Here is a 20652-nt window from a genome sequence, read left to right on the forward strand (position 1 = left end):
ATTATGTTACAGGTTTAACCTATAACTTTACACCAGTAGGACCAACTGTTGATTCAACAGGATTAATTTCAGGAATGACTTTTGGCACTTCTTATGTAGTTTCAGCAAATAATGGAAGTTGTTCTTCAACTGATTCTTCTTCATTTGTTGTTAGTCCTATTTTACCATCTCCAACTTTAGTAAGTATAGTTTCTAATAATGTAATTTGCGAAGGAACTACAGGTTCTCTTACCATTACAGCAACTCCTAATACTATTGTTACTTATAATATTGATGGAGGTGTAAATCAAACGGTTAATATTGACTCTTCAGGATTTACAACGATTACAACTCCAGTTTTATTTGCTGATAGTGTTTATAATGTAATCTATATAGAGTCTACAATAGCTCCTTTCTGTGGTCAATCGCAAACAGGTTCAGCAATAGTTGATGTTAATCCTATACCTAGTGTTACAATAATTCCTGCATTAACTACAATTTGTTCTGGTACTTCAACAAGCATTAATTTGTCAAGTACTGTTTCAAGTACAACTTTTTCATGGGTTGTTTTAAATCAAGTAAATGTTACAGGAGCTTCAGCTTCATCTGGAAATATTATATCGCAAGTATTAACAGCTACATCTGGTACTGTTAGTTATGTTGAATATTCTGTTACTCCAACAGCTAATGGATGTGTTGGACCTGCTCAAACAGTTAGAATTGATGTTTCACCATTGCCGACAGTTGTTCCAAACAATAATAATGCTTCTTTCTGTACAGGAGGTACAACTAATATTCAATTGTCAAGTAATGTTGCAGAAGCAACTTTCTACTGGACGGTTACAGGTGGAAATGTTCAAGGTGCCTCAGGTGGATCTGGTAATTTGATAAATCAAACTTTGACAGTAACACCAGGTACAACTTCTACTGTAGAAGTTGTGTATACCATTATAGCAGAAGCCAATGGTTGTTCAGGAACTCCTGTGGTAGTTAGAGTTAATGTAACTCCAATACCGAATGTTATTGTAGCAAATGATCCAACACCAATATGTTCAGGTGAATCTACTGATATATCTTTTACAGGAGCAGTACCTGGAACAACTTTTAATTGGGTTGTTGTTAGTGGAACTGGTGTTATGGGGGCTACCAATGGTTCAGGAAATGCAATTCAACAAGTTTTAATTGCAACTGGATTAATGCAGGGGTCTGTTACTTATCAAGTAACTCCTACTTTTAATGGTTGTACGGGAACTTCTGAAACAGTTACTATTTTAGTTAATCCAACTCCAGAATTATTTGCTGATCCAATTCATCCTGATCTTTGTAGTGGGATAAATTCTACCAATATTTTCTTAGAAACATTCAATCCTAATACTATTTTTGAATGGACAGTTAGTGAAGTTGGAGTAGATGGAGCTTCAGATGGTTCTAATGCAGGTTTATCGACGGTAATTCAACAAGTATTAACAACAACTGGGGATACCCGTGGTTATGTAGATTATTATATTACTCCACGTTTAGACGATTGTAGAGGACAAACTATAGTGGTCAGAGTTTATGTTAATCCAATTCCACAACCAACCTTAATTGATGGTGTTATTTGTGTTGATGCTTCAGGAAATCCATTTCAAACATTTGTACTAGATTCTGGATTAAGTAGTACTACTCATGACTTTGTATGGTATTTTAATAATAATCCAATTCCAAATTCTAACAATGCTACATATACGGCTGACGAAGTGGGGACCTATGGTGTTATGGCAACTGTTAGAAGTACTAACTGTAGTTCTCAAATAGTTACAGCTACTATTACTTCTTCAACGCCATCAGATGGAATTACTGTTGAACAAAGTAATTACTTTAGTGGAAATGCTACATTAGTAGTAACTGTTACTGGCGGAACAGGAGTTTTAGAATATCAATTGGATAATGGAGCACTTCAATCTTCTAATGTTTTTACAAATGTGAGTTCAGGACCACACACAATTACGGTAGTAGATACTCAAGGATGTACTCATTTAACTTATGATGTTTATGTGATAGAATATCCTCAATATTTTACACCAAATGGTGATGGTTATAATGATACATGGTTCATTGCGGGATTACAAACTACAGATAAAATCAATATATTTGACCGTTATGGTAAATTTATCAAACAATTAAATGGAGAAGAAGGTTGGGACGGAACTTACAACCAAGAACAATTACCTTCGACAGACTATTGGTTTACTGTTGATTTTTCTGAGAATGATACACAAAAACAATTCAAAGCCCATTTCTCTTTAAAACGATAATTGGGAATTCATAATAAAAAAGGCGGAAATTTAAATTTCCGCCTTTTTTATTATTATATATATAGAATCTGGAAAGAATCTGTTTATACTTTTTTACTTCACCTAAAGTTTATTGTAAACTTCTATGGCACTTTTAAGTATTTGTACTGATTTTATTAGATCTTCTTTCTTTAAAACATAAGCAATTCTAACTTCATCTAAACCTACGTTAGGAGTAGAATAGAATCCTGCTGCTGGCGCCACCATAACGGTTTCTCCATTCAAATCATAAGATTCTAGTAGCCATTGTGCAAATTTATCTGCGTTATCTACAGGTAATTTTGCTATGCAATAAAAAGCGCCTTTAGGTTTCGCTACTATAACACCTTCAATTTTATTTAATTCAGTAATTAATGTATCTCTTCGATCTTTGTATTCTGTAATTACATCGTTAAAATAACTTTGAGGAGTATCTAATGCTGCTTCACTTGCAATTTGAGCGTAGGTAGGAGGGCTTAAACGTGCTTGTGCAAATTTCATGGCAGTAGCCATTACTTCTTTGTTCTTAGAAACGATACAACCAATTCTAGCTCCACACATACTGTAACGTTTAGAAACAGAGTCTATCATAATGGCATGGTCTTCTAAACCTGGGACATTCATTACCGAGAAGTGTTTGTCTCCATCGTATGTGAATTCACGATATACTTCATCAGCAATTAAGAACAAATCATGTTTCTTAACAATTTCAGCCAATTTTAAAATTTCTTCTTGTGAATATAAATAACCAGTTGGGTTTCCTGGATTACAAATTAATATTGCCTTAGTTTTAGAAGTAATTAATTTTTCAAATGCTTCAATAGGGGGTAATGCGAAACCAGTTTCAATACCTGAGATAACAGGAACAACTTTTACTCCAGAAGCAGTAGAAAATCCATTGTAATTAGCATAAAAAGGTTCAGGAATAATAATTTCATCACCTGCATCCATAGTGCTTCCCATAGCAAAAAGTAAAGCTTCAGAACCACCAGTTGTGATGATGATATCTTGAGTTTCTATTGGTAAACCATGATTTTTATAATATTGTGAAAGTTTATTTCTATAACTTTCAAATCCAGCAGAATGACTATATTCTAAAACTGATATATCCGCATTTTTTATTGCTTGTAAAGCTACTTCGGGGGTTTTAATATCAGGTTGTCCAATGTTTAAATGATAAACTTTATGTCCTTTTTTCTTTGCAATTTCAGCATATGGGACCAATTTTCTAATTGGAGATTCAGGCATTTGTTGCCCTTTGACAGAAACTTTTGGCATGATTTAGTTTTTTATGATGTGCAAAATTGCGATTTTTTTTTGTGATATTCATAAAACAACCTTTTAAAAAATGTTAAACCAATAATTTGTATTTCTGTTTTTGCTAACTTTAAAGAAAAAATGAAAAAAGTATTACAAGTAACATTATTACTTTTAACTTTACTAACTCAGGCTCAAAATACAACAATTTGGAATTCTAAAAGGGATAAGATTAAGATTCCTTTCCAAATGGCAAACAACTTAATAATTGTAAATGTAATTTTTAACGGAATACATTTAAAAATGATTGCTGATACGGGTGCTTCTAAAAGTATTATTTTTAGTGTTCCACAAAATGATTCAATTGAAATTAAAAAAGCCAAATTAATTACAATTTCTGGTCCAGGTATTAACGAAAAAGTGCAAGGTTATTTATCTCATCAGAATCAATTACAAGTTGGTAATTATATCGATAAAAATTTTGAGGCTATATTTGTTTTCGATCGTGAAATCAATTTTGTAAATCGATTAGGAATACCTGTGAACGGAATTTTAGGAAGTTCTTTTTTTAAAAATTACTTAGTTGAAATTGATTATGAAAGAAGAAAAATTATTCTACATAAAACCAAAAAAATACTAAGAAATACAGATAGATTTGATAAAACAAATGTTGATTTTATAAATGAAAGACCCTACATTAATATTAATTCAAACTTAAACTCTGATGAAATTAATTTGAAACTTTTATTTGATACTGGCTTAAGTGATGGTTTGTGGTTATTTGAAAACGATAACATTAAATGTGGTCCTCAATACATAGAAGATTTTTTAGGAAAAGCAATTTCGGGAGATGTTTATGGTAAAAAATCTAGGGTAAAATCACTAGCTTTTAAAAAAAACATTTTAGAAAACGCTTTGGTTTCTTATCCCGTTGTAAGTTTTTTTGATAAAACTAATTTAGCAGAAAACAGAAATGGAACCCTTGGAGGAGAAGTAATTAAAAGATTTAATTGGATTTTAGATTATGAAAGTAAGATATTTTATTTTGTAAAAAATAAATTTTATGATTTACCTTTCAATTATAACATGTCAGGAATAGAAGTGCAACATAGTGGATTTCAACTTGTACAAGAAAAAGTAGAACAAGCTTTTACGACTAATGTTATAAATGTTAATAAAGATGTTTCAGCAGGAAATCAATCTGAGTTTTATAAATTTGAATTAAAGCCAAACTTTGAAATTTATGCCTTGAGAAAAAATTCACCAGCCGAAAAAGCAGGTTTGTTAATTGGAGATGTAATAGTGAAAATTAACAACAAACCATCTTATAAATTAACTATTCAGAGTGTTGTAGATTTATTCCAATCTCAAGAGGGAAAACAAATTACCCTTTTGGTTGAAAGAAAAGGAAAATACTTTACTTATAAATTTCAATTAGAAAAAGTGTTGTAAATAAAAAAAGTCCCAATTTTGTTGGGACTTTTGCTTATAAATTTGGAAATGTTTTCTTTTTAACTAAAGGGCTAACTTCTTCTTTAACAATTACCGTACCTTTAATTCGTAACGGAATCATACCACTTTCTTTATTAACCGCATTACTTTCAATGGTAATGGTTTTGCTAATCGGACCTGGATTCATATTGTATTGCACTTTGATTTGGCCTTTTCCTCCGGGAGCAATTGGCTCTTTTGGCCATTCTGGAACCGTACAACCACAACTTGATTTCGCATTTTTGATTAATAAAGGAGCATCTCCTGTATTTGTAAATTCAAAAACTCGAATTCCATCATCTTTTCCTTTTTCTACTTCACCATAGTTAATGGTTTCTTCTTTAAATTCAATCTTTGGACCCGTTTGAGCTAAAGAAGTCATCCCAATTAAGACAGTTAAATAAACAAGTAATTTTTTCATCATCTTATAAATTAATAGATTATTGTAAAATTAATTAAATATGAGCAACCAACAAACTACTCCTAACATTTTTTTTATTTTCGTTATATAGTTACTTTTGCAATAAGTAAAACAAAAAGCATACCAAAGTAAGTTTTGGAATGTTAAAACGAACGATTCAACCGTTCAATGATTCAACAATTAAACAAGAAAAAATATAATGATTCCTGCACAATTCAACGCTAAAGAAGTAGAACAAAAGTGGTACGACTACTGGATGAAAAACGATTATTTTACCTCCAAACCCGACCACAGAACGCCGTACACTATTGTAATTCCGCCACCAAATGTAACTGGAGTCTTACATATGGGACATATGTTGAATAATACCATTCAAGATGTATTAATTCGTCGTGCGCGTTTAAAAGGATTCAACGCTTGTTGGGTACCAGGAACCGATCATGCTTCTATTGCAACCGAAGCAAAAGTTGTAGCGAAGTTAAAAGAACAAGGCATCAATAAAAACGATTTAACACGCGAAGAATTCCTAAAACACGCTTGGGACTGGACCGAAAAATACGGAGGAACCATCTTAGAGCAATTAAAACAATTAGGTTGTTCTTGCGATTGGAGTCGTACTAAGTTTACGATGGATGACGATATGTCAGCATCGGTAATTCATTCGTTTGTAGATTTATACAATAAAGGTTTGATTTACCGCGGTTACCGAATGGTAAACTGGGATCCAGAAGCAAAAACTACGTTATCTGACGAAGAAGTAATCTTTGAAGAACGTCAAGGGAAATTATATTTCATCAAATATAAAATTGAAGGTTCGGAAGATTTCTTAACTGTTGCTACTACTCGTCCTGAAACTATTTTTGGTGATACTGCTATTTGTATCAATCCAAATGACGAACGTTTTTCGCATTTAAAAGGGAAGAAAGCTATTGTTCCAATTTGTGGTAGAGTAGTGCCAATTATCGAAGACGAATATGTAGATGTAGAATTTGGTACAGGTTGTTTAAAAGTTACGCCTGCTCACGATACCAATGATAAAACGTTAGGTGATAAACATAATTTAGAAATCATCGATATTTTCAATGAAGATGCGACTTTGAATTCATACGGATTGCATTATCAAGGAAAAGATAGATTCGTAGTTCGTGAAGAAATTGCGAAAGAATTAGAAACGATTGGAGCCTTAGCAAAAACCGAAACGCATTTGAATAAAGTAGGAACTTCTGAAAGAACGAAAGCGGTAATCGAACCAAGATTATCCGACCAATGGTTCTTAAAAATGGAAGATTTAGTAAAACCTGCAATCAAAGCCGTTTTAGAATCAGACGAAATCAAATTATATCCAAGTCGTTTTAATAATACGTATGCACATTGGTTAAACAACATTCGCGATTGGAATATTTCGCGTCAATTGTGGTGGGGACAACAAATTCCGGCTTACTATTTTGGCGATGGAAAAGAAGATTTCGTAGTAGCTGAAAACATCGAAAAAGCACTTGAGCTAGCAAAAGAAAAAACTGGCAACTCAACACTGACCACAGCTGACTTACGTCAGGACGCTGACGCCTTAGATACTTGGTTCTCTTCATGGTTATGGCCAATGGCTGTTTTTGGTGGAGTTTTAAATCCAGAAAGTGAAGATTTTAAATATTATTATCCTACCAATGATTTAGTTACGGGCCCTGATATTTTATTCTTCTGGGTAGCACGTATGATTATTGCAGGTTATGAATATGCAGGTGAAAAACCATTTTCAAACGTATATTTAACCGGATTAGTTCGTGATAAGCAAGGTCGTAAAATGTCGAAATCTTTAGGGAATTCGCCAGAACCGCTAGGACTAATTGAAAAATTTGGTGCTGATGGTGTTCGTGTAGGATTATTATTGAGTGCTTCGGCAGGAAATGATATTTTATTCGATGAAGAATTATGCAACCAAGGAAAAGGTTTCTCTAATAAAATTTGGAATGCTTTCAAACTAATCAAAGGTTGGGAAGTTGCGGATATTGCACAACCAGAAGCTTCAAAAGTAGCGATTGAATGGTACGAAGCGAAGTTGCAACAAACCTTAGCCGAAATCGAAGATAATTTTGATAAATACAGATTGTCAGACGCTTTAATGGCGATTTACAAACTGGTTTGGGACGATTTTTGTTCGTGGTTCTTAGAAATGATCAAGCCAGGTTACCAACAGCCTATCGACCGCGCTACGTTTGAAAAAGCAATTGAAATGTTAGAAAACAACTTGAAATTGTTACATCCGTTTATGCCGTTTTTAACAGAGGAAATTTGGCAACACATTACCGAAAGAACGCCAGAACAAGCGTTAATCGTTTCAGAATGGCCAAAAGCGAAAGCGTTTGATGCAAAATTAATTGCTGATTTTGATTTCGCAACGGAAGTTATTTCTGGAATTAGAACGATTCGTAAAGACAAAAATATTCCGTTTAAAGATACGATGGAATTAAAAGTGGTGAACAACGAAAAAGCTTCAACGTATTTTGATTCGGTGATTCAGAAGTTAGGAAATGTTACGACTTTAGAATACGTTTCAGATAAAGTAGAGGGTGCGTTATCGTATCGTGTGAAATCGAATGAATATTTTATTCCAATTACAGGAAATATTGATGTAGAAGCAGAAATTGCAAAATTAACCGAAGAGTTAAACTACATCAAAGGATTCTTACGCTCGGTGCAAGGGAAATTGTCTAACGAGAAATTTGTAGCCGGCGCACCGGAACAAGTAATTGCCAACGAACGCAAAAAAGAAGCCGACGCTTTAGCTAAAATTGCGACATTGGAACAAAGTTTAGCGAGTTTGAAATAGTATGTTGTCATTCTGAACTTGATTCAGAATCTAAATAATGAATCCCGAGTGTGAGCTCGGGATTTTTTTGTTTTGTGATGGAGTGTTATCTTATTATTCTGGTACTTTGGTATTAATTTAGCTAATCATAAACTTATCATAAAGTTACTATATAGTTATTATAAACTTACTACAAAATAATTTTTTGACCCACTAATTAATTAAGGGATAAAAAGATTGCACATGATTTTTTGGCTTTTCTTGTCTATTTTATTTGGCAATAGTTCTAAAACAAGGGAAGTACTTAGCTTTTATAAATCAATAGTTACACACTTCAAAACCTCGATTATAAGCCAACTAAATTTTATGATTTTGAACTACATCTAAAAAATAAACCTCTCTTAAATTACTTTAAAAGAGGTTGAGTTTTATGTTTTTTGTGACGAAACTTCGGGAACTTTTTAAAAAATGGGAGTTGTGCAACAGTTACCGCTGTTAGCGGTAGTTTAATTTTTTATAAATTTTCTTTCGATACTTTGATTTTTATCATTTGTAATTTTAATAATGTATGTGCCAGTGGCTAGGTCATCTATATTTAGATTGTTTTTTAACTCTGAATTAATCAATAATTGTCCATTAATCGAATAAACTGCTAATACACTATTTTCGTATGCTTTTGGAACTGTGAGGTATAATTCATTTTTGCTTGGATTAGGGTAGAGTGAAAAATCATCTCTGTTGAAATCATCGGTACTTAAATTAGAACTACTTATTTTAATAAACATTATGTCTTGATAACCTTGTGATGTTAAATTCAAAGTATCTAATGAATTATTAATGTATGCATTCCCGTAAAAATCACCAATGTTAAAATAATTTCCAAATGAATCAGCAACAACGGAATTACCAATATCATCTTGATTACTACCTATACATTTTACCCAATTAAAATTTCCAGAGTTAGTGTATTCTGCAATAAAAATGTCAGAACCACCTAGGGTACTATTTATAGCAGTACTATTTCCGCTACTAAAATCACAGGTATTATTAAATTTTCCAGTTATGCATATATTTCCATTAGGATTTATTGTAACAGATGAACCATAGCCATTCCCAATTAGATGTTTTGCCCAAATGAAATCGCCATTTGAATTTAGTTTTAATAGAAAGGGATTATATCCACTATTTGGAGGACAAGTTAAAAAATAGTTATTGATACCCGGATCAAAATCAATAGTTCCAGAAAAATAACCAGTTATGGTTAAGTTGTTTGATTGATCTAGGGCAATACTTTTAGCTGAATTTGGAGCTGAACCCCCCATATTTTTAGCCCATACAAAATTACCATCATTATCTAACTTTAGTACAAAAATATCCGTTGAACCCAATGTATGGGGTGTCATAAAAAATGTGCCAGAGGTACTAGGGTCAAAATCAGTAGTTTCATGAAAGTTTCCACATAAGTATATATTTCCGTTGGAATCTGTTATCATGCTTTCTGAACGTTGCATAATAGAACCAGAACCAATTTGTTTTGCCCATAGCAAATTTCCATTACTATTCCATTTAGCAATAAACATATCATAAATATTATCTTGGCCAACAGTTGGGATAAGTGAAACTGTGTCAGAAAAAAAAGTTTCTTTGTTGAAATATCCGGAAAGATAGATATCACCATTTGAATCTACTTTGAAGCCCGAGGGATCTTTAACACCAAGTCCGCCGATTTTTTTTGCATAGACAAAGTTGCCATTTGAATCGAGCTTTGATAAGTAAATGTCTGAGATTGAATAAGGACCAGGAGTAGCAGTTAAATTAAAAATTCCTGCCCCTGGATTAAAATCTATGGTGTTGAAAAATTTTCCAACTGAATATACATTCCCATTTGCGTCTGTGCCTATATTATAACCGCTACTGTCAAGAGTTCCCGAAAATTTAACCCCCCATAAAATATTTCCATTATTATTGTATTTAGCTAAGAACGCGTCGCTCCCTGAAGTTCCAGTAATAGGGTAATTACCCGCTCCAATATCTAAATCTATATTTGATTGATACCCCCCAGTTATGTAAAGGTTACCACTTTGGTCTACACTTAAGCCCTGTGCACTGTCAAAATAATTACCTCCAATTCTTCCAGCCCATTGTACAGTTGGTGTTTGAGAAAATAATTTTATAAAACTCAGCAAAAATACTATTGTAATTTTTTTCATATAATTATTTTTTATTTAGAAGATGTGTAATAATTGAAATGGTTGCTTTATCTTATAAATTTTTCTGGTTTGTTGATAAATTACCGCTAACTCGTTTATACGCGCTATAAAATAGCGCCAATCTACCCGTTTTTGGGTGTATATATGCTGTAAACTAGCGTTTTCTAAAAATAAAAAAAATTCCTACAAATTAACAAACACTATATTAGTTTGCAATAACTTATAAACAAAAAAATCCCGAGCCTAAACTCGGGATTCTTTATTTTTAATGTTCTTTAATTTTATCTAAAGTGGTATCTAAAACACGTTGTATTTTTTCTAACGCTTCAAAAAAGGCTTTTTCTGGGCTATCGGCTGTTGCGGTAACAGCAATGGGTTGTTTTTTTTCTACTTTGGCTTCAATAACACATTTTTTATCGTTTGGAGTGGATTTATTTCCATTTTCGTCGGATACGTGTACTTCTATTCGGGTTACGATTTCGTCAAATCTTGCTAATTCATTTTTAATTTCGTTGCTAAAGAATTCTGCAAATCGGCTTCCGCCTTCAATGTTTTTGTCGGTGTGAATTTGAACTAACATAGTTGTAAGGATTATAATTAATAATACTTAAAATTACGAATATTCTTTCATTTTTGCAACTTCTTAAAAGTTAAAAATGTTATAATTATTTCTTAGCAGTTCCTCCGTTTATAATTCTAGAAACTAATCCTTTGTCTGAGGTTAGTTCGGCAATTAATATACCTCCAAAGTGCAAAATCATGAATCCTAGCAAATAATACAACGAAAGTTCGTGAATTTCTTCCATAGGTTTTTTGTACTCTTTTGGCCCCAGTTCAATTATCAAACCAGTGATTAATGAAATCGCAGTACAAACATAAAATATCAAATATACCCAATATTGAAATTTCGTTTTAGCATCTAATCCTGCTTTGAAAGGAGAAGCGAATTTCATTTCGCCAAAAAATGGTACCGCTAATCGAATGCAATACAAACCGGTTAGGACATAACCTAAGTAAATATGCCAATCCCACATAGGTTTTCTGATTTTTTTAGCCAACAAAATAGCGTCATCTTCTGGTAAAGCTGCATATCCTTTATCTGCTAAAAATGCTTGAATGATTTCGGCTACGTGATTTTTCTCCATCCAAGTTTTGCGAAGAAAAATAGTAACTAATAACAAGATGAACGAAAAAGCAATCAACCAGTGTAATATTCTATATACTTTTGAATAGTTTCGGGTTCTCATAATTTGTAGTTTTAGTAACTCAAATGTAAGAATAAGTTTTCAGTTAATAAATGGAAACCTAACATAAATTGAAGTTTTGAATTATTTAATCACCAAATCATATTTCTTTAACAAGCCAGCTAAATTTTCAGTTGAAAAAATAGCGCGTTTTAGTTTGTTCTTTTCGGGGTCGATGATGAAATCATAACTAGTTGAAAAATCGGTTTTATTGGCGGTGGTTCCAATGAAAACAGCGTGTCGTAAATTACAGTTGTCGAATAATGCTTCTGTTAAATCACTTTCCATAAAATCAACGGCAATCATGCTACAATTTATGAATTGCATTTTTTTGAGTTTCAAACTGTAGAATTGCGCATAATCCAGTAAGCTATCTTTGAAGTGAAATTCATATAAAATTTGGTCTGTCATCGCAAAATTTACCGAGGTGAAATCACATTTGGTAAACCAAACATCTCGTAACGAAACATGATTGATTTTAGTTCCTTTGAAATTGCAATCCAAGAAATTACAATCGATAAAAGCCACAGCAACAAAAAAGCACGAAGTGAAATCGCAACTCGTAAACGTGCAATTTTCGTATTCTTTGTATTTGATATCGTTTTCGGAAAAGGTAATGTCGTTAAAACTTTGATCGGTAATATAGTCTGCGTGCATGGTAAAATTTTAGAATTGTAAAGCTACTTTAATTTTTTTTGAATAAAAAAGAAATCAAAATATTAAAAAAAAATATTATATTCGTTGAAAGATTGGGGGATTAGCTCATTTGGCTAGAGCGCTACGCTGGCAGCGTAGAGGCGACCGGTTCGAATCCGGTATTCTCCACTAGAATCCTGTTTCGGCAGGATTTTTGTTTTAAAATCCTTCAAAAACGCCTAGTCCAAATAAGGCAAAATCGTATTTTACAGGATCGTTAGGGTCTAATTTTCTTAAATTTTCGTCTAGTTCTGCTAAAGCTTTAGCATCGTTTTGTTTGCGCGTTAACAATTCTAATTTTCGTGCTACATTTCCCGAATGCACATCTAATGGACAAGAGAGTAGCGCAGGAGAGATGCTGTTCCAAATTCCTAAATCTACTCCTTTGTTGTCTTTTCGAACCATCCATCTCAAGTACATGTTTATTCTTTTTGCCGCGGAGCCATTCAACGGATCTGAAATGTGTTTCTCCGTTCGAGCTAAATGAGGAATCTCAAAAAATAATTGTTTGAATTCTGAAATTGTGTGTTGCATGGTTGGATTTTCTTTCGAGAAAACGGCTTCTAATCCGTTATGATTTTGGTAAATATGTTGCAAACCTTTTACAAATCCCACAAAATCTTGTCCGTTAAAAGTACGATGAACGAAATTTTCTAAGGCTTCTAATTGCGCTTCCGAATGATTCATGACAAAATCGTAAGGTGCATTTCCCATCAAATCCATCATTTTCTTGGCGTTGTTGATTATCATTTTACGATTTCCCCAAGCAATTGTTGCTGCCAAAAATCCAGCAATTTCAATGTCTTCTTTCAAAGAATACAAATGCGGAATTTGAATTGGATCACTTTCAATGAAATTCGGATTGTTGTACAACTCGACTTTTTCGTCTAGAAATTCTTTTAACTCGGATTGTGTCATTTTTAATTTAACATATAAGTCATATAAGTTTCTATTTGTAAAGCTTAATTCATTGAAAGTACTTAATGAGTGCATTTAAGCTTATTTGACTTATATGGTTATCGATTTAAATAGTTACGATATTCCCATCTACCATTGTCAGTTTTCGGTCTGCCATGTTGGCTAATTCTTCGTTATGGGTAACGATTACAAAGGTTTGCCCAAATTCATCTCGCAATTTGAAGAACAATTCGTGTAAGTTTTCGGCGGTATGGGTATCTAAATTTCCTGAAGGTTCATCGGCAAAAATAACAGCTGGTTTGTTGATTAAAGCTCTGGCTACCGCAACACGTTGTTGTTCTCCGCCTGAAAGTTCGCTGGGTTTGTGATGCGTTCTTTCGGATAAGCCTAAATAGGAAAGTAGTTTTTTAGCTTCGATTTCTACTTCTTTTTTATCGCGATTGGCTATAAATCCTGGAATGCAAACATTTTCTAAAGCGGTGAATTCTGGAAGTAATTGGTGAAATTGAAAAATGAATCCCAAATGTTGGTTACGAAATTTTGAAAGTTCTTTATCTTTTAAATTCAAAACTGATGAACCATTGATTTCTAAAACAGTATTATTTTGTTTCGCAGGTTCGTCTAAAGTGCCTAAAATTTGAAGTAAAGTCGTTTTTCCAGCGCCCGAAGCACCCACAATAGAAACGATTTCTCCTTTTTTAATGTGTAAATCCACTCCTTTTAGAACATGAAGCGAATCGTAATATTTATGTACATTTTTAGCTGTAATCATAACCTAACATTTTTACAAAGAAACAAAGATTTTTGGCTAATAAAAAAACTATTGCGCATCTATTCGCGTATTTGAAATAATAAAGTTTCGTTAAAATAGAATTTGTGTTTAATTAATTTGTAGTTTTGTTAAACAAAATAACCGAATAGCATTTATGAAAAATACGATCAAAGGGTTATCATTAATTTTGAGTTTTATTTTTAGTTCGTGTACGGCTAAAGAAAAACCTATTGTAAAAGAAGAATTTAAAGAACCTGTAAAAGTAAAAGTGAAAGAAGGTATGGAAGTTGCAACATTTGCCGGAGGCTGTTTTTGGTGCACCGAAGCGGTTTTCTTAGAAATAAAAGGTGTAGAAAAAGTAGTTTCGGGATATATTGGTGGAAAAACGATTAACCCAACGTATAAAGAAATTTGTACAGGAGAAACTGGTCATGCTGAAGCCATTCAAATTACGTTTAATCCCAATGAAGTAGCGTATGAAGATTTGTTGGAAATTTTCTTTGGAACACACGACCCAACCACATTAAATCGTCAAGGGGCTGATGTGGGAACGCAATATAGAAGTGCCATTTTCTATCATTCGGAAGCTCAAAAAACAAAAGCGGAAAACTACATTCAGTTATTAGAAAAAGAAAAGTTGTACGATAAAAAGATTGTGACTAAAGTTTCGTCGGCTACCGAATTTTATCCTGCGGAAGAGTATCATCAAAATTATTACAATCAAAATTCAAGTCAAGGCTATTGCCAAATGGTGATTGCACCGAAATTAGAAAAATTGCGCAACTATTATAAAACGAAATTAAAATAGAAGAGAAAAATTGCTATGAACACTACTATTGAAAAAGAAATATTCGACATTATTGGGGATAATCACCAAATGACATCGGTTGAAACACCTTTACGACCAGATGCTTTTTTTAAATCAGATGCAGAAAAAATGGAAGTGATTGAACACCATTTTGAAATTATCATGAAAGAATTAGGTTTGGATTTAACTGATGACAGTTTACAGGGAACGCCTCATCGTGTGGCTAAAATGTTTGTGCAAGAGATTTTTTCGGGATTGAATCCAGCGAATAAGCCAAAGGTTTCTGTTTTTGATAATTCGTATCAGTATGATAAAATGTTGGTAGAGGCGAATATCAGCTTCAATTCTACTTGTGAGCATCATTTTTTGCCGATTGTTGGAAAAGCACACATTGGTTACGTTTCTTCTGGAAAAGTAATTGGTTTATCAAAATTGAATCGCATTGTAGATTATTATGCAAGACGTCCACAAGTGCAAGAACGTATGATCATGCAAATTTTCAATGAATTGAAATCGGTTTTAGAAACGGACAATGTGATTGTGGTGATGGAAGCAACGCATTTGTGTGTATCGAGTCGTGGTATAAAAGATGAAAGTAGTTATACTTCAACCTTACAATATGGTGGTGTTTTTAACCAGAAAGAATTCCGCGATGATTTTTACAAAATGATTCACAAGGAATAGGTGTAAGAAGTGATATTTGTTTTGTATATTCGTTAGTGAATTTACAAAATTGAAAATGACACCAGAACCAAAAACATCAGAAACTATTCCTCAAAAAAATAACAGAGGTACTATGTTACTTTTGAGTTTGTTGTTTGATGCAGTAGGAATGATGTCTTACATAGTTCCTGTTTTTTCTGAAATTACTGATATTTTTTGGGCACCGGTTTCAGCATTGATCTTAATCTTAATGTACAAGGGGCCTATTGGTAAATTGGCTGGTATTTTTGGTTTAGTAGAAGAGCTTTTGCCAATGGTTGATATGATTCCTACTTTTACTATAACGTGGTTTTATACCTACGTAATTAGAGGATGTAAAGAACAAGAATAAAAAATGGAGCATTTGCTCCATTTTTTATTTTTCTTTTTTATACAAAGTAGTATTGTTAGTGAATTTGTTAATCACAATTTTCGGTTCTCCTAAAAGTTCTATTTCTGATTTTCCTGAAGCGTCTAACGTGAAAGTGCCGCTTACATTAATTGCACTATTTGAATAACTCTCGGCACTTAATTGCATATTAGTAATCAATAATTTCTTTGCAGTTAAACTTGCATAATTATCTAATCGTAATTTTGCTGTACTACTGGTTCCTTCTATAGTTGCCTGACTTTTTTGATACATATCTAATTTAAGATCTGTAGCGGTTATTAGGGCTTTTAATTTTGTGTTTTTACTTAATTCTAATGATGTGTTAGTTGCTTTTGAATTAATTTCAGCTTCCGATTTATCATTTAAAACTAGCGCAAAGTAATTTGATTTGACATTTAAAAATGATTTGGAGTCATCGTAATTTTTAATTGTGATGTTTTCTAATTCTAAATCGGCCAAAGCTTTTATTGCACTTTCATTTTTTGCTGTGATAAGCTTTAATTCATCGGTATAATTGATTCGGATAGCAAATTTTTTCATACCAAAGGCTTCTCGTAAAGAAGAAATTCTTAAGGTTCCACCAGCAACATCATAATTAATAATTTCATGAAGATTGTCATCGGCTTCTATTTCTAAAGAAGGTTTGTCTGATTTTACTAGGAACACTTCGAAATTATCATTAATCTCAATGTTTTCAAAAGTAGGAATTTCTTTAACTGAAACGGTTACAATTTTAGACCCTTTTATTTTTTCTTTTTTTTGAGCAACAGACAGAGTAGTTATCAATAAAAAGGTTAATAGGAAAGATAATTTTTTTGTCATTTTTAATAAATTGATATCGCAAACATACACAAAATTTGTGCTAAATTTTGTTTTTAGTAGCATTAGCAATATAAAATTTTTAAAATTTAGAAAAAAAGCACCAGTTAAACTGATGCTTTCTATTTATATGATTGAATCGACTAAGTTTACTATTATTGTAAAAATAAAGTCTACAACTTGTATTATTAATTTAATCATGAGAGTTGAATTTTAGTTTGTTAATGTAAATTTATAAAATGCATGAAATTTAGTTGTTAATTATTTACTAATTGTTTGTTAATTAGTTAAGTTTCACACTTCCTCCAGAAGCTTCTTCTTTTATTATCTTTCTTGGTTCTTTAACGTAATCAATAGCGCTACCACCAGTAGCTTTTGCATTTAGTAAAACAATTGGGCTTACTGTTATACTACTACCGCTTGAGGATTGAGCTGTAATTTCATTTGAAGCTAATTTTTCAGCATCAATATTACTACCACTAGATGAGCTGGTTGTTAACTTTAATGCTTTACCGCTAATTTTAATTTCACTTCCGCTAGATGATTCACAACTAACACTCTCATATTCTAGCTCGGCTTCAACTTTGCTCCCGCTACTTGTTTTTAAAGATAAGTTAGTTCCAGTTAATTTTTTTAAAGCTTTGATACTAGCTCCACTTGACGCTTCTAATCCTTCAATTGTATTGGTTTTTACACGAACGATTACGTCTTCCATGGTGATAATGTTGTTTTCAATTTTTACCTTTAAAGTTCCGTTTTCAACTTTTGTGATGATGTGTTTCATTACATTATCATCTGCTTCAACTTCAATTTCATATGGAGAACCTTGTTCTACAATTACTTCAATGCCTACACTAGCTTCTATTTTGGTAAAAGAACCATCAATGCTTCTTTTTTCAGTTATGACATTTCCGCTTCCTTCAATTCCGTTAATCAAATTCCAGTTGCCATTACATGATGTTAAGGACAAAGCGAATAGGGAAACGATTAATTTTAGAGATGTTTTCATGTTATTTTTTCTTAGTATTATTCGTCTCGATTAAGACTTCTTTTTTGATACTGTCCAGTTTTGCTTTTTTTGTAGTAGCTGTTTTTTCTTCCGTAGTTTTAACTACACCATTGGTCTCTTTATTAACTACCTTTTTCACTAGGACTCCATTTTCATCATAATAAATAGAAGTAGCAGCATCATCTGTCTCAATTTCGATACTTAAGTCGTTGTTGTTTTCAGATGCTAAACAATTTAAACAATTAATTTCATAAGTATCTACCTGAAAAACAGGGTTTTTAGTATCATACTTGTCTAAATCAAAAAAATCGTCATCACTATTGTCGTAGTTGTTGAAGTTTTCGTCAGTTTGGAAGATAGTTCCTTTTGGTACATACAAATAAATTTCTACTTCTTGACCTCTGAATTTATTCTCCACAGCGGTTAATAGATAATTATCAAGAACAATTGTGTTACCTTCAATTTTGTAATTATAATTAATTTTCTCTGCTCTTTTCTTTGCTATTGAAGCCGATTTTCCTTTGGCTAACTTTTCAATTAACAGATAAGGAACTGTTTCATCGGTGTATTTAATTTCGATAGAAACATTATTCGAATAGATAATTTCGTTATCACTTTCGTTTTGTGTTATTTTGAAATCGTGATTTTTGTGATTGTTTTTTGAGTAAAAATCATTGTTTTTAAATTTGATTTTCAATGTATCGGTTGGAGCAATCGCAATCATTTCTTTTTGAACCGATTTTCCATCAAAAGCTAATTGTGAAGCTTCGTTAATTCCTAACGAAATTATGATTGCAACAGTGATTAACCATACCGCTAACAAACTATATTTTATGTAATTGCCTAAAGATTTTAAGTTGTTAACTATTAGTTTTAATCCTAAAATTAGCAAGAAAAACAACGGAATTCCAAATCCTAGTAAAAATAAGATTCCTTGTGCCCAAAGAGGAGTTTCGAGTCCGATCGGGGTTTCAATATGATTCAAAATATAATTATTAGGCATAGTTGACGAAAACAGCATAATTATACTCGTTACAACAATTGCTAATAAGGCAATTCCTGAAAAGAATACAATAAATGCGCCTATTATTTTGGCAAATACTTTAAAGATAGTTGTGATAACTTCTTCAATAGTAGAACCAATTCTAGTAGCTCCAGATTTAGCTGTGTTAGCGATTTTCTCATGATCGATATTACTAAACTTAGAAGTAATGTCGTCAAAACCTTCCTTTACTTTTTTTTCGATGTTTGAAATGGTTATCGGTTCGCCTTTCATTTCTAGTTTCTGAGTAGTGGTAACTGCTTCAGGGATTAATATCCATAACACAATGTACACAAAAAATCCTGTACCAAAACCAAAGAATAAAATTACCATTATGATTCTTAACCATAGAGCGTCTATTCCAAGATAATGTCCTAATCCAGCCATAACGCCACCAAGCATACCACTTTCTTTGTCGCGATATAATCTTTTTGTTGGATAATAATAATTTGTTGAAGTAGTATTAGATTGATATGATGTGTTTTCATCATCAATTTTGTAATCCTCTGGTTGGCCCATGATGGAAATTACTTCTTCAATTTCAGATAAACCAACTACTTGTTTGTCGCTTTTTATGCGTTCTTGAAAAAGTTCGGCGATGCGACTTTCAATATCTTTCATGATTTCGTCTCTTCCATCAGGTGAAAGTGAACTTTTCACCGCATCAAAATAACGCGATAATTTTTGATAGGCATCTTCATCGATGTGAAAGAAAAAACCTCCTAAATTTATACTTATTGTTTTGTTCATGACCTTTAGTTTTGACTTGTTATTATGTTTACAGCATCTGATAATTCTTTCCAGGTGCCATTCAATTCTTTTAAAAATTCTTTCCCTTCATCGGTTAATCCGTAATATTTTCTTGGTGGACCCGATGTTGATTCTTCCCAACGATAATTTAATAATCCATCGTTTTTAAGTCTAGTTAGTAGTGGGTAAACGGTACCTTCTACCACCAGTAATTTAGCATTTTTTAGCGTGTCCAATATTTCAGAAGTATACGCATCTTTTTCTTTTAATACGGATAAGATACAGAATTCTAAAACACCTTTACGCATTTGTGCTTTTGTGTTTTCAATGTTCATAATTCCACTTGTTTTTTTTAATTAGACTGTTCATTTTTTGATTCTTTTGCTTTCGCATTGATTGATTTGATGATTGAAAAATAGATTACCTATTATTTTCTTATACAAAGATAAGTCTAAAAGCAGGTATTGTGTTACGCATAGTACTAATATTTAACAAATTATTAACATTTAAAAAAATAGTAGGAATGCATAGTATTTTTTGTATTTTTACAACAAAATCAATAGAATATGCAGTTTACACCATCAAAATTAAATGCTTTTATGTTTTTTAAATTGCCTTCTGCTTTTTGGAGTGGGGTAAGAGTAAAATCTATTTCGCCAGAAGTCTGTGAGGTTACCGTGAAGCATCGTTGGTTCAATCAGAATCCATTTAACTCGATGTACTTTGCTGTACAAGCCATGGCGGCAGAGTTTACAACAGGAGTTTTAGTGATGCTTCAAATCCATGAAAGCGGGAAAAGCATTTCTATGTTGGTTGCTCAAAATAAAAGTGTCTTCACTAAAAAGGCTACGGGAAGAATAACTTTTACATGTAATCAAGGGAATTTGATTAAAGAGACCATTCAAAGAGCAATTGCAACTAAAGAAGGGCAAACCATTTGGTTAACTTCAGTAGGTAAAAATGAAAAAGGAGAACAAGTGTCTGAAATGCAATTTGAGTGGACTATAAAAGTCAGAAGTTAA

The 20652-nt window shown here is 32.4% G+C and carries 19 protein-coding genes and 1 tRNA gene; 8 read left to right on the plus strand and 12 right to left on the minus strand.

Annotated features, from left to right (window positions below; translation table 11 throughout):
• A partial coding sequence (locus tag NAT47_RS10305; RefSeq protein WP_250582478.1) for a PKD-like domain-containing protein occupies positions 1 to 2276 on the plus strand: 2276 nt, incomplete at its 5' end.
• 102 nt (positions 2277 to 2378) lie between these two features.
• Here NAT47_RS10305 and NAT47_RS10310 read toward each other — a convergent pair.
• Positions 2379 to 3572 carry a pyridoxal phosphate-dependent aminotransferase gene (locus NAT47_RS10310; RefSeq protein ID WP_250582480.1) on the minus strand — a complete coding sequence of 398 codons (1194 nt, stop codon included), beginning with the start codon at positions 3570 to 3572 and terminating at the stop codon, positions 2379 to 2381.
• 120 nt (positions 3573 to 3692) lie between these two features.
• Here NAT47_RS10310 and NAT47_RS10315 point away from each other — a divergent pair, with 120 nt between their 5' ends.
• Positions 3693 to 5003 (plus strand): PDZ domain-containing protein, encoded by a 1311-nt coding sequence (locus tag NAT47_RS10315; protein WP_250582482.1) that lies wholly within the window; start codon positions 3693 to 3695, stop codon positions 5001 to 5003.
• Positions 5004 to 5037: 34 nt separating this feature from the next.
• Here the strand turns inward: NAT47_RS10315 and NAT47_RS10320 are convergent, their stop codons facing one another.
• Positions 5038 to 5463 (minus strand): DUF1573 domain-containing protein, encoded by a 426-nt coding sequence (locus tag NAT47_RS10320; protein WP_250582484.1) that lies wholly within the window; start codon positions 5461 to 5463, stop codon positions 5038 to 5040.
• A 196-nt stretch (positions 5464 to 5659) separates the two neighbouring features.
• On the opposite strand from NAT47_RS10320, the gene NAT47_RS10325 reads away from it, so the two are divergent.
• Complete coding sequence (locus tag NAT47_RS10325; RefSeq protein ID WP_250582642.1) at positions 5660 to 8290, plus strand: valine--tRNA ligase; 2631 nt, start codon at positions 5660 to 5662, stop codon at positions 8288 to 8290.
• A 485-nt stretch (positions 8291 to 8775) separates the two neighbouring features.
• Here the strand turns inward: NAT47_RS10325 and NAT47_RS10330 are convergent, their stop codons facing one another.
• From NAT47_RS10330 to NAT47_RS10345, 4 genes are all read right to left on the minus strand, one after another.
• Entirely contained in the window at positions 8776 to 10479 is a 1704-nt protein-coding gene (locus NAT47_RS10330) for a T9SS type A sorting domain-containing protein (protein WP_250582486.1), read from the minus strand.
• Between the two features lie 265 nt (positions 10480 to 10744).
• Complete coding sequence (locus tag NAT47_RS10335; RefSeq protein WP_250582488.1) at positions 10745 to 11059, minus strand: HPF/RaiA family ribosome-associated protein; 315 nt, start codon at positions 11057 to 11059, stop codon at positions 10745 to 10747.
• 85 nt (positions 11060 to 11144) lie between these two features.
• Positions 11145 to 11726 carry a cytochrome b/b6 domain-containing protein gene (locus NAT47_RS10340; RefSeq protein ID WP_250582490.1) on the minus strand — a complete coding sequence of 194 codons (582 nt, stop codon included), beginning with the start codon at positions 11724 to 11726 and terminating at the stop codon, positions 11145 to 11147.
• Between the two features lie 81 nt (positions 11727 to 11807).
• On the minus strand, positions 11808 to 12380 hold the full coding sequence (locus tag NAT47_RS10345; RefSeq protein ID WP_250582492.1) for a pentapeptide repeat-containing protein: 573 nt from the start codon (positions 12378 to 12380) through the stop codon (positions 11808 to 11810).
• Between the two features lie 94 nt (positions 12381 to 12474).
• Between NAT47_RS10345 and NAT47_RS10350 the strand changes: the two genes are divergently transcribed.
• Positions 12475 to 12548 (plus strand) — tRNA-Ala (locus tag NAT47_RS10350).
• 30 nt (positions 12549 to 12578) lie between these two features.
• Here NAT47_RS10350 and NAT47_RS10355 read toward each other — a convergent pair.
• Both NAT47_RS10355 and NAT47_RS10360 read right to left on the minus strand, forming a co-directional pair.
• A complete protein-coding gene (locus tag NAT47_RS10355; RefSeq protein ID WP_250582494.1) occupies positions 12579 to 13337 on the minus strand; it encodes a TIGR02757 family protein in 759 nt (252 codons plus the stop codon).
• Between the two features lie 106 nt (positions 13338 to 13443).
• The gene (locus NAT47_RS10360; protein WP_250582496.1) at positions 13444 to 14109 is read right to left on the minus strand and encodes an ABC transporter ATP-binding protein; all 666 of its coding nucleotides are present in this window, start codon (positions 14107 to 14109) and stop codon (positions 13444 to 13446) included.
• A gap of 280 nt (positions 14110 to 14389) precedes the next feature.
• Here NAT47_RS10360 and msrA point away from each other — a divergent pair, with 280 nt between their 5' ends.
• The 3 genes from msrA to NAT47_RS10375 are packed head-to-tail and all read left to right on the plus strand — an operon-like array spanning position 14390 to position 15971.
• Positions 14390 to 14917 carry a peptide-methionine (S)-S-oxide reductase MsrA gene (gene msrA / locus NAT47_RS10365; RefSeq protein ID WP_250582644.1) on the plus strand — a complete coding sequence of 176 codons (528 nt, stop codon included), beginning with the start codon at positions 14390 to 14392 and terminating at the stop codon, positions 14915 to 14917.
• A gap of 15 nt (positions 14918 to 14932) precedes the next feature.
• A complete protein-coding gene (gene folE, locus NAT47_RS10370) occupies positions 14933 to 15601 on the plus strand; it encodes a GTP cyclohydrolase I FolE (RefSeq protein ID WP_250582498.1) in 669 nt (222 codons plus the stop codon).
• Between the two features lie 55 nt (positions 15602 to 15656).
• Complete coding sequence (locus NAT47_RS10375) at positions 15657 to 15971, plus strand: hypothetical protein (RefSeq protein ID WP_250582500.1); 315 nt, start codon at positions 15657 to 15659, stop codon at positions 15969 to 15971.
• Between the two features lie 24 nt (positions 15972 to 15995).
• On the opposite strand, the gene NAT47_RS10380 is transcribed toward NAT47_RS10375, so the two are convergent.
• From NAT47_RS10380 to NAT47_RS10395, 4 genes are all read right to left on the minus strand, one after another.
• Positions 15996 to 16832: a GIN domain-containing protein gene (locus NAT47_RS10380; RefSeq protein ID WP_250582502.1), complete on the minus strand. Its 837-nt coding sequence runs from the start codon at positions 16830 to 16832 to the stop codon at positions 15996 to 15998.
• A gap of 280 nt (positions 16833 to 17112) precedes the next feature.
• Positions 17113 to 17838, minus strand: coding sequence for a head GIN domain-containing protein (locus tag NAT47_RS10385; RefSeq protein ID WP_250582504.1), 726 nt, complete (start codon positions 17836 to 17838; stop codon positions 17113 to 17115).
• 1 nt (position 17839) lies between these two features.
• A complete protein-coding gene (locus NAT47_RS10390) occupies positions 17840 to 19630 on the minus strand; it encodes a PspC domain-containing protein (RefSeq protein ID WP_250582506.1) in 1791 nt (596 codons plus the stop codon).
• Between the two features lie 5 nt (positions 19631 to 19635).
• The gene (locus NAT47_RS10395; RefSeq protein ID WP_250582507.1) at positions 19636 to 19965 is read right to left on the minus strand and encodes a PadR family transcriptional regulator; all 330 of its coding nucleotides are present in this window, start codon (positions 19963 to 19965) and stop codon (positions 19636 to 19638) included.
• Between the two features lie 231 nt (positions 19966 to 20196).
• On the opposite strand from NAT47_RS10395, the gene NAT47_RS10400 reads away from it, so the two are divergent.
• The gene (locus NAT47_RS10400) at positions 20197 to 20652 is read left to right on the plus strand and encodes a DUF4442 domain-containing protein (RefSeq protein ID WP_250582509.1); all 456 of its coding nucleotides are present in this window, start codon (positions 20197 to 20199) and stop codon (positions 20650 to 20652) included.

The organism is Flavobacterium fragile (assembly GCF_023634865.1).
GTDB lineage: Bacteria > Bacteroidota > Bacteroidia > Flavobacteriales > Flavobacteriaceae > Flavobacterium > Flavobacterium fragile.

What these genes read in the sequence shown, in the direction of transcription:
- NAT47_RS10310 (WP_250582480.1), bottom strand. Translation starts at nt 3,572, where the DNA reads ATGCCAAAAGTTTCTGTCAAAGGGCAACAAATGCCTGAATCTCCAATT.
- NAT47_RS10315 (WP_250582482.1), top strand. Translation starts at nt 3,693, where the DNA reads ATGAAAAAAGTATTACAAGTAACATTATTACTTTTAACTTTACTAACT.
- NAT47_RS10320 (WP_250582484.1), bottom strand. Translation starts at nt 5,463, where the DNA reads ATGAAAAAATTACTTGTTTATTTAACTGTCTTAATTGGGATGACTTCT.
- NAT47_RS10330 (WP_250582486.1), bottom strand. Translation starts at nt 10,479, where the DNA reads ATGAAAAAAATTACAATAGTATTTTTGCTGAGTTTTATAAAATTATTT.
- NAT47_RS10335 (WP_250582488.1), bottom strand. Translation starts at nt 11,059, where the DNA reads ATGTTAGTTCAAATTCACACCGACAAAAACATTGAAGGCGGAAGCCGA.
- NAT47_RS10340 (WP_250582490.1), bottom strand. Translation starts at nt 11,726, where the DNA reads ATGAGAACCCGAAACTATTCAAAAGTATATAGAATATTACACTGGTTG.
- NAT47_RS10345 (WP_250582492.1), bottom strand. Translation starts at nt 12,380, where the DNA reads ATGCACGCAGACTATATTACCGATCAAAGTTTTAACGACATTACCTTT.
- NAT47_RS10355 (WP_250582494.1), bottom strand. Translation starts at nt 13,337, where the DNA reads ATGACACAATCCGAGTTAAAAGAATTTCTAGACGAAAAAGTCGAGTTG.
- NAT47_RS10360 (WP_250582496.1), bottom strand. Translation starts at nt 14,109, where the DNA reads ATGATTACAGCTAAAAATGTACATAAATATTACGATTCGCTTCATGTT.
- msrA (WP_250582644.1), top strand. Translation starts at nt 14,390, where the DNA reads ATGGAAGTTGCAACATTTGCCGGAGGCTGTTTTTGGTGCACCGAAGCG.
- folE (WP_250582498.1), top strand. Translation starts at nt 14,933, where the DNA reads ATGAACACTACTATTGAAAAAGAAATATTCGACATTATTGGGGATAAT.
- NAT47_RS10375 (WP_250582500.1), top strand. Translation starts at nt 15,657, where the DNA reads ATGACACCAGAACCAAAAACATCAGAAACTATTCCTCAAAAAAATAAC.
- NAT47_RS10380 (WP_250582502.1), bottom strand. Translation starts at nt 16,832, where the DNA reads ATGACAAAAAAATTATCTTTCCTATTAACCTTTTTATTGATAACTACT.
- NAT47_RS10385 (WP_250582504.1), bottom strand. Translation starts at nt 17,838, where the DNA reads ATGAAAACATCTCTAAAATTAATCGTTTCCCTATTCGCTTTGTCCTTA.
- NAT47_RS10390 (WP_250582506.1), bottom strand. Translation starts at nt 19,630, where the DNA reads ATGAACAAAACAATAAGTATAAATTTAGGAGGTTTTTTCTTTCACATC.
- NAT47_RS10395 (WP_250582507.1), bottom strand. Translation starts at nt 19,965, where the DNA reads ATGAACATTGAAAACACAAAAGCACAAATGCGTAAAGGTGTTTTAGAA.
- NAT47_RS10400 (WP_250582509.1), top strand. Translation starts at nt 20,197, where the DNA reads ATGCAGTTTACACCATCAAAATTAAATGCTTTTATGTTTTTTAAATTG.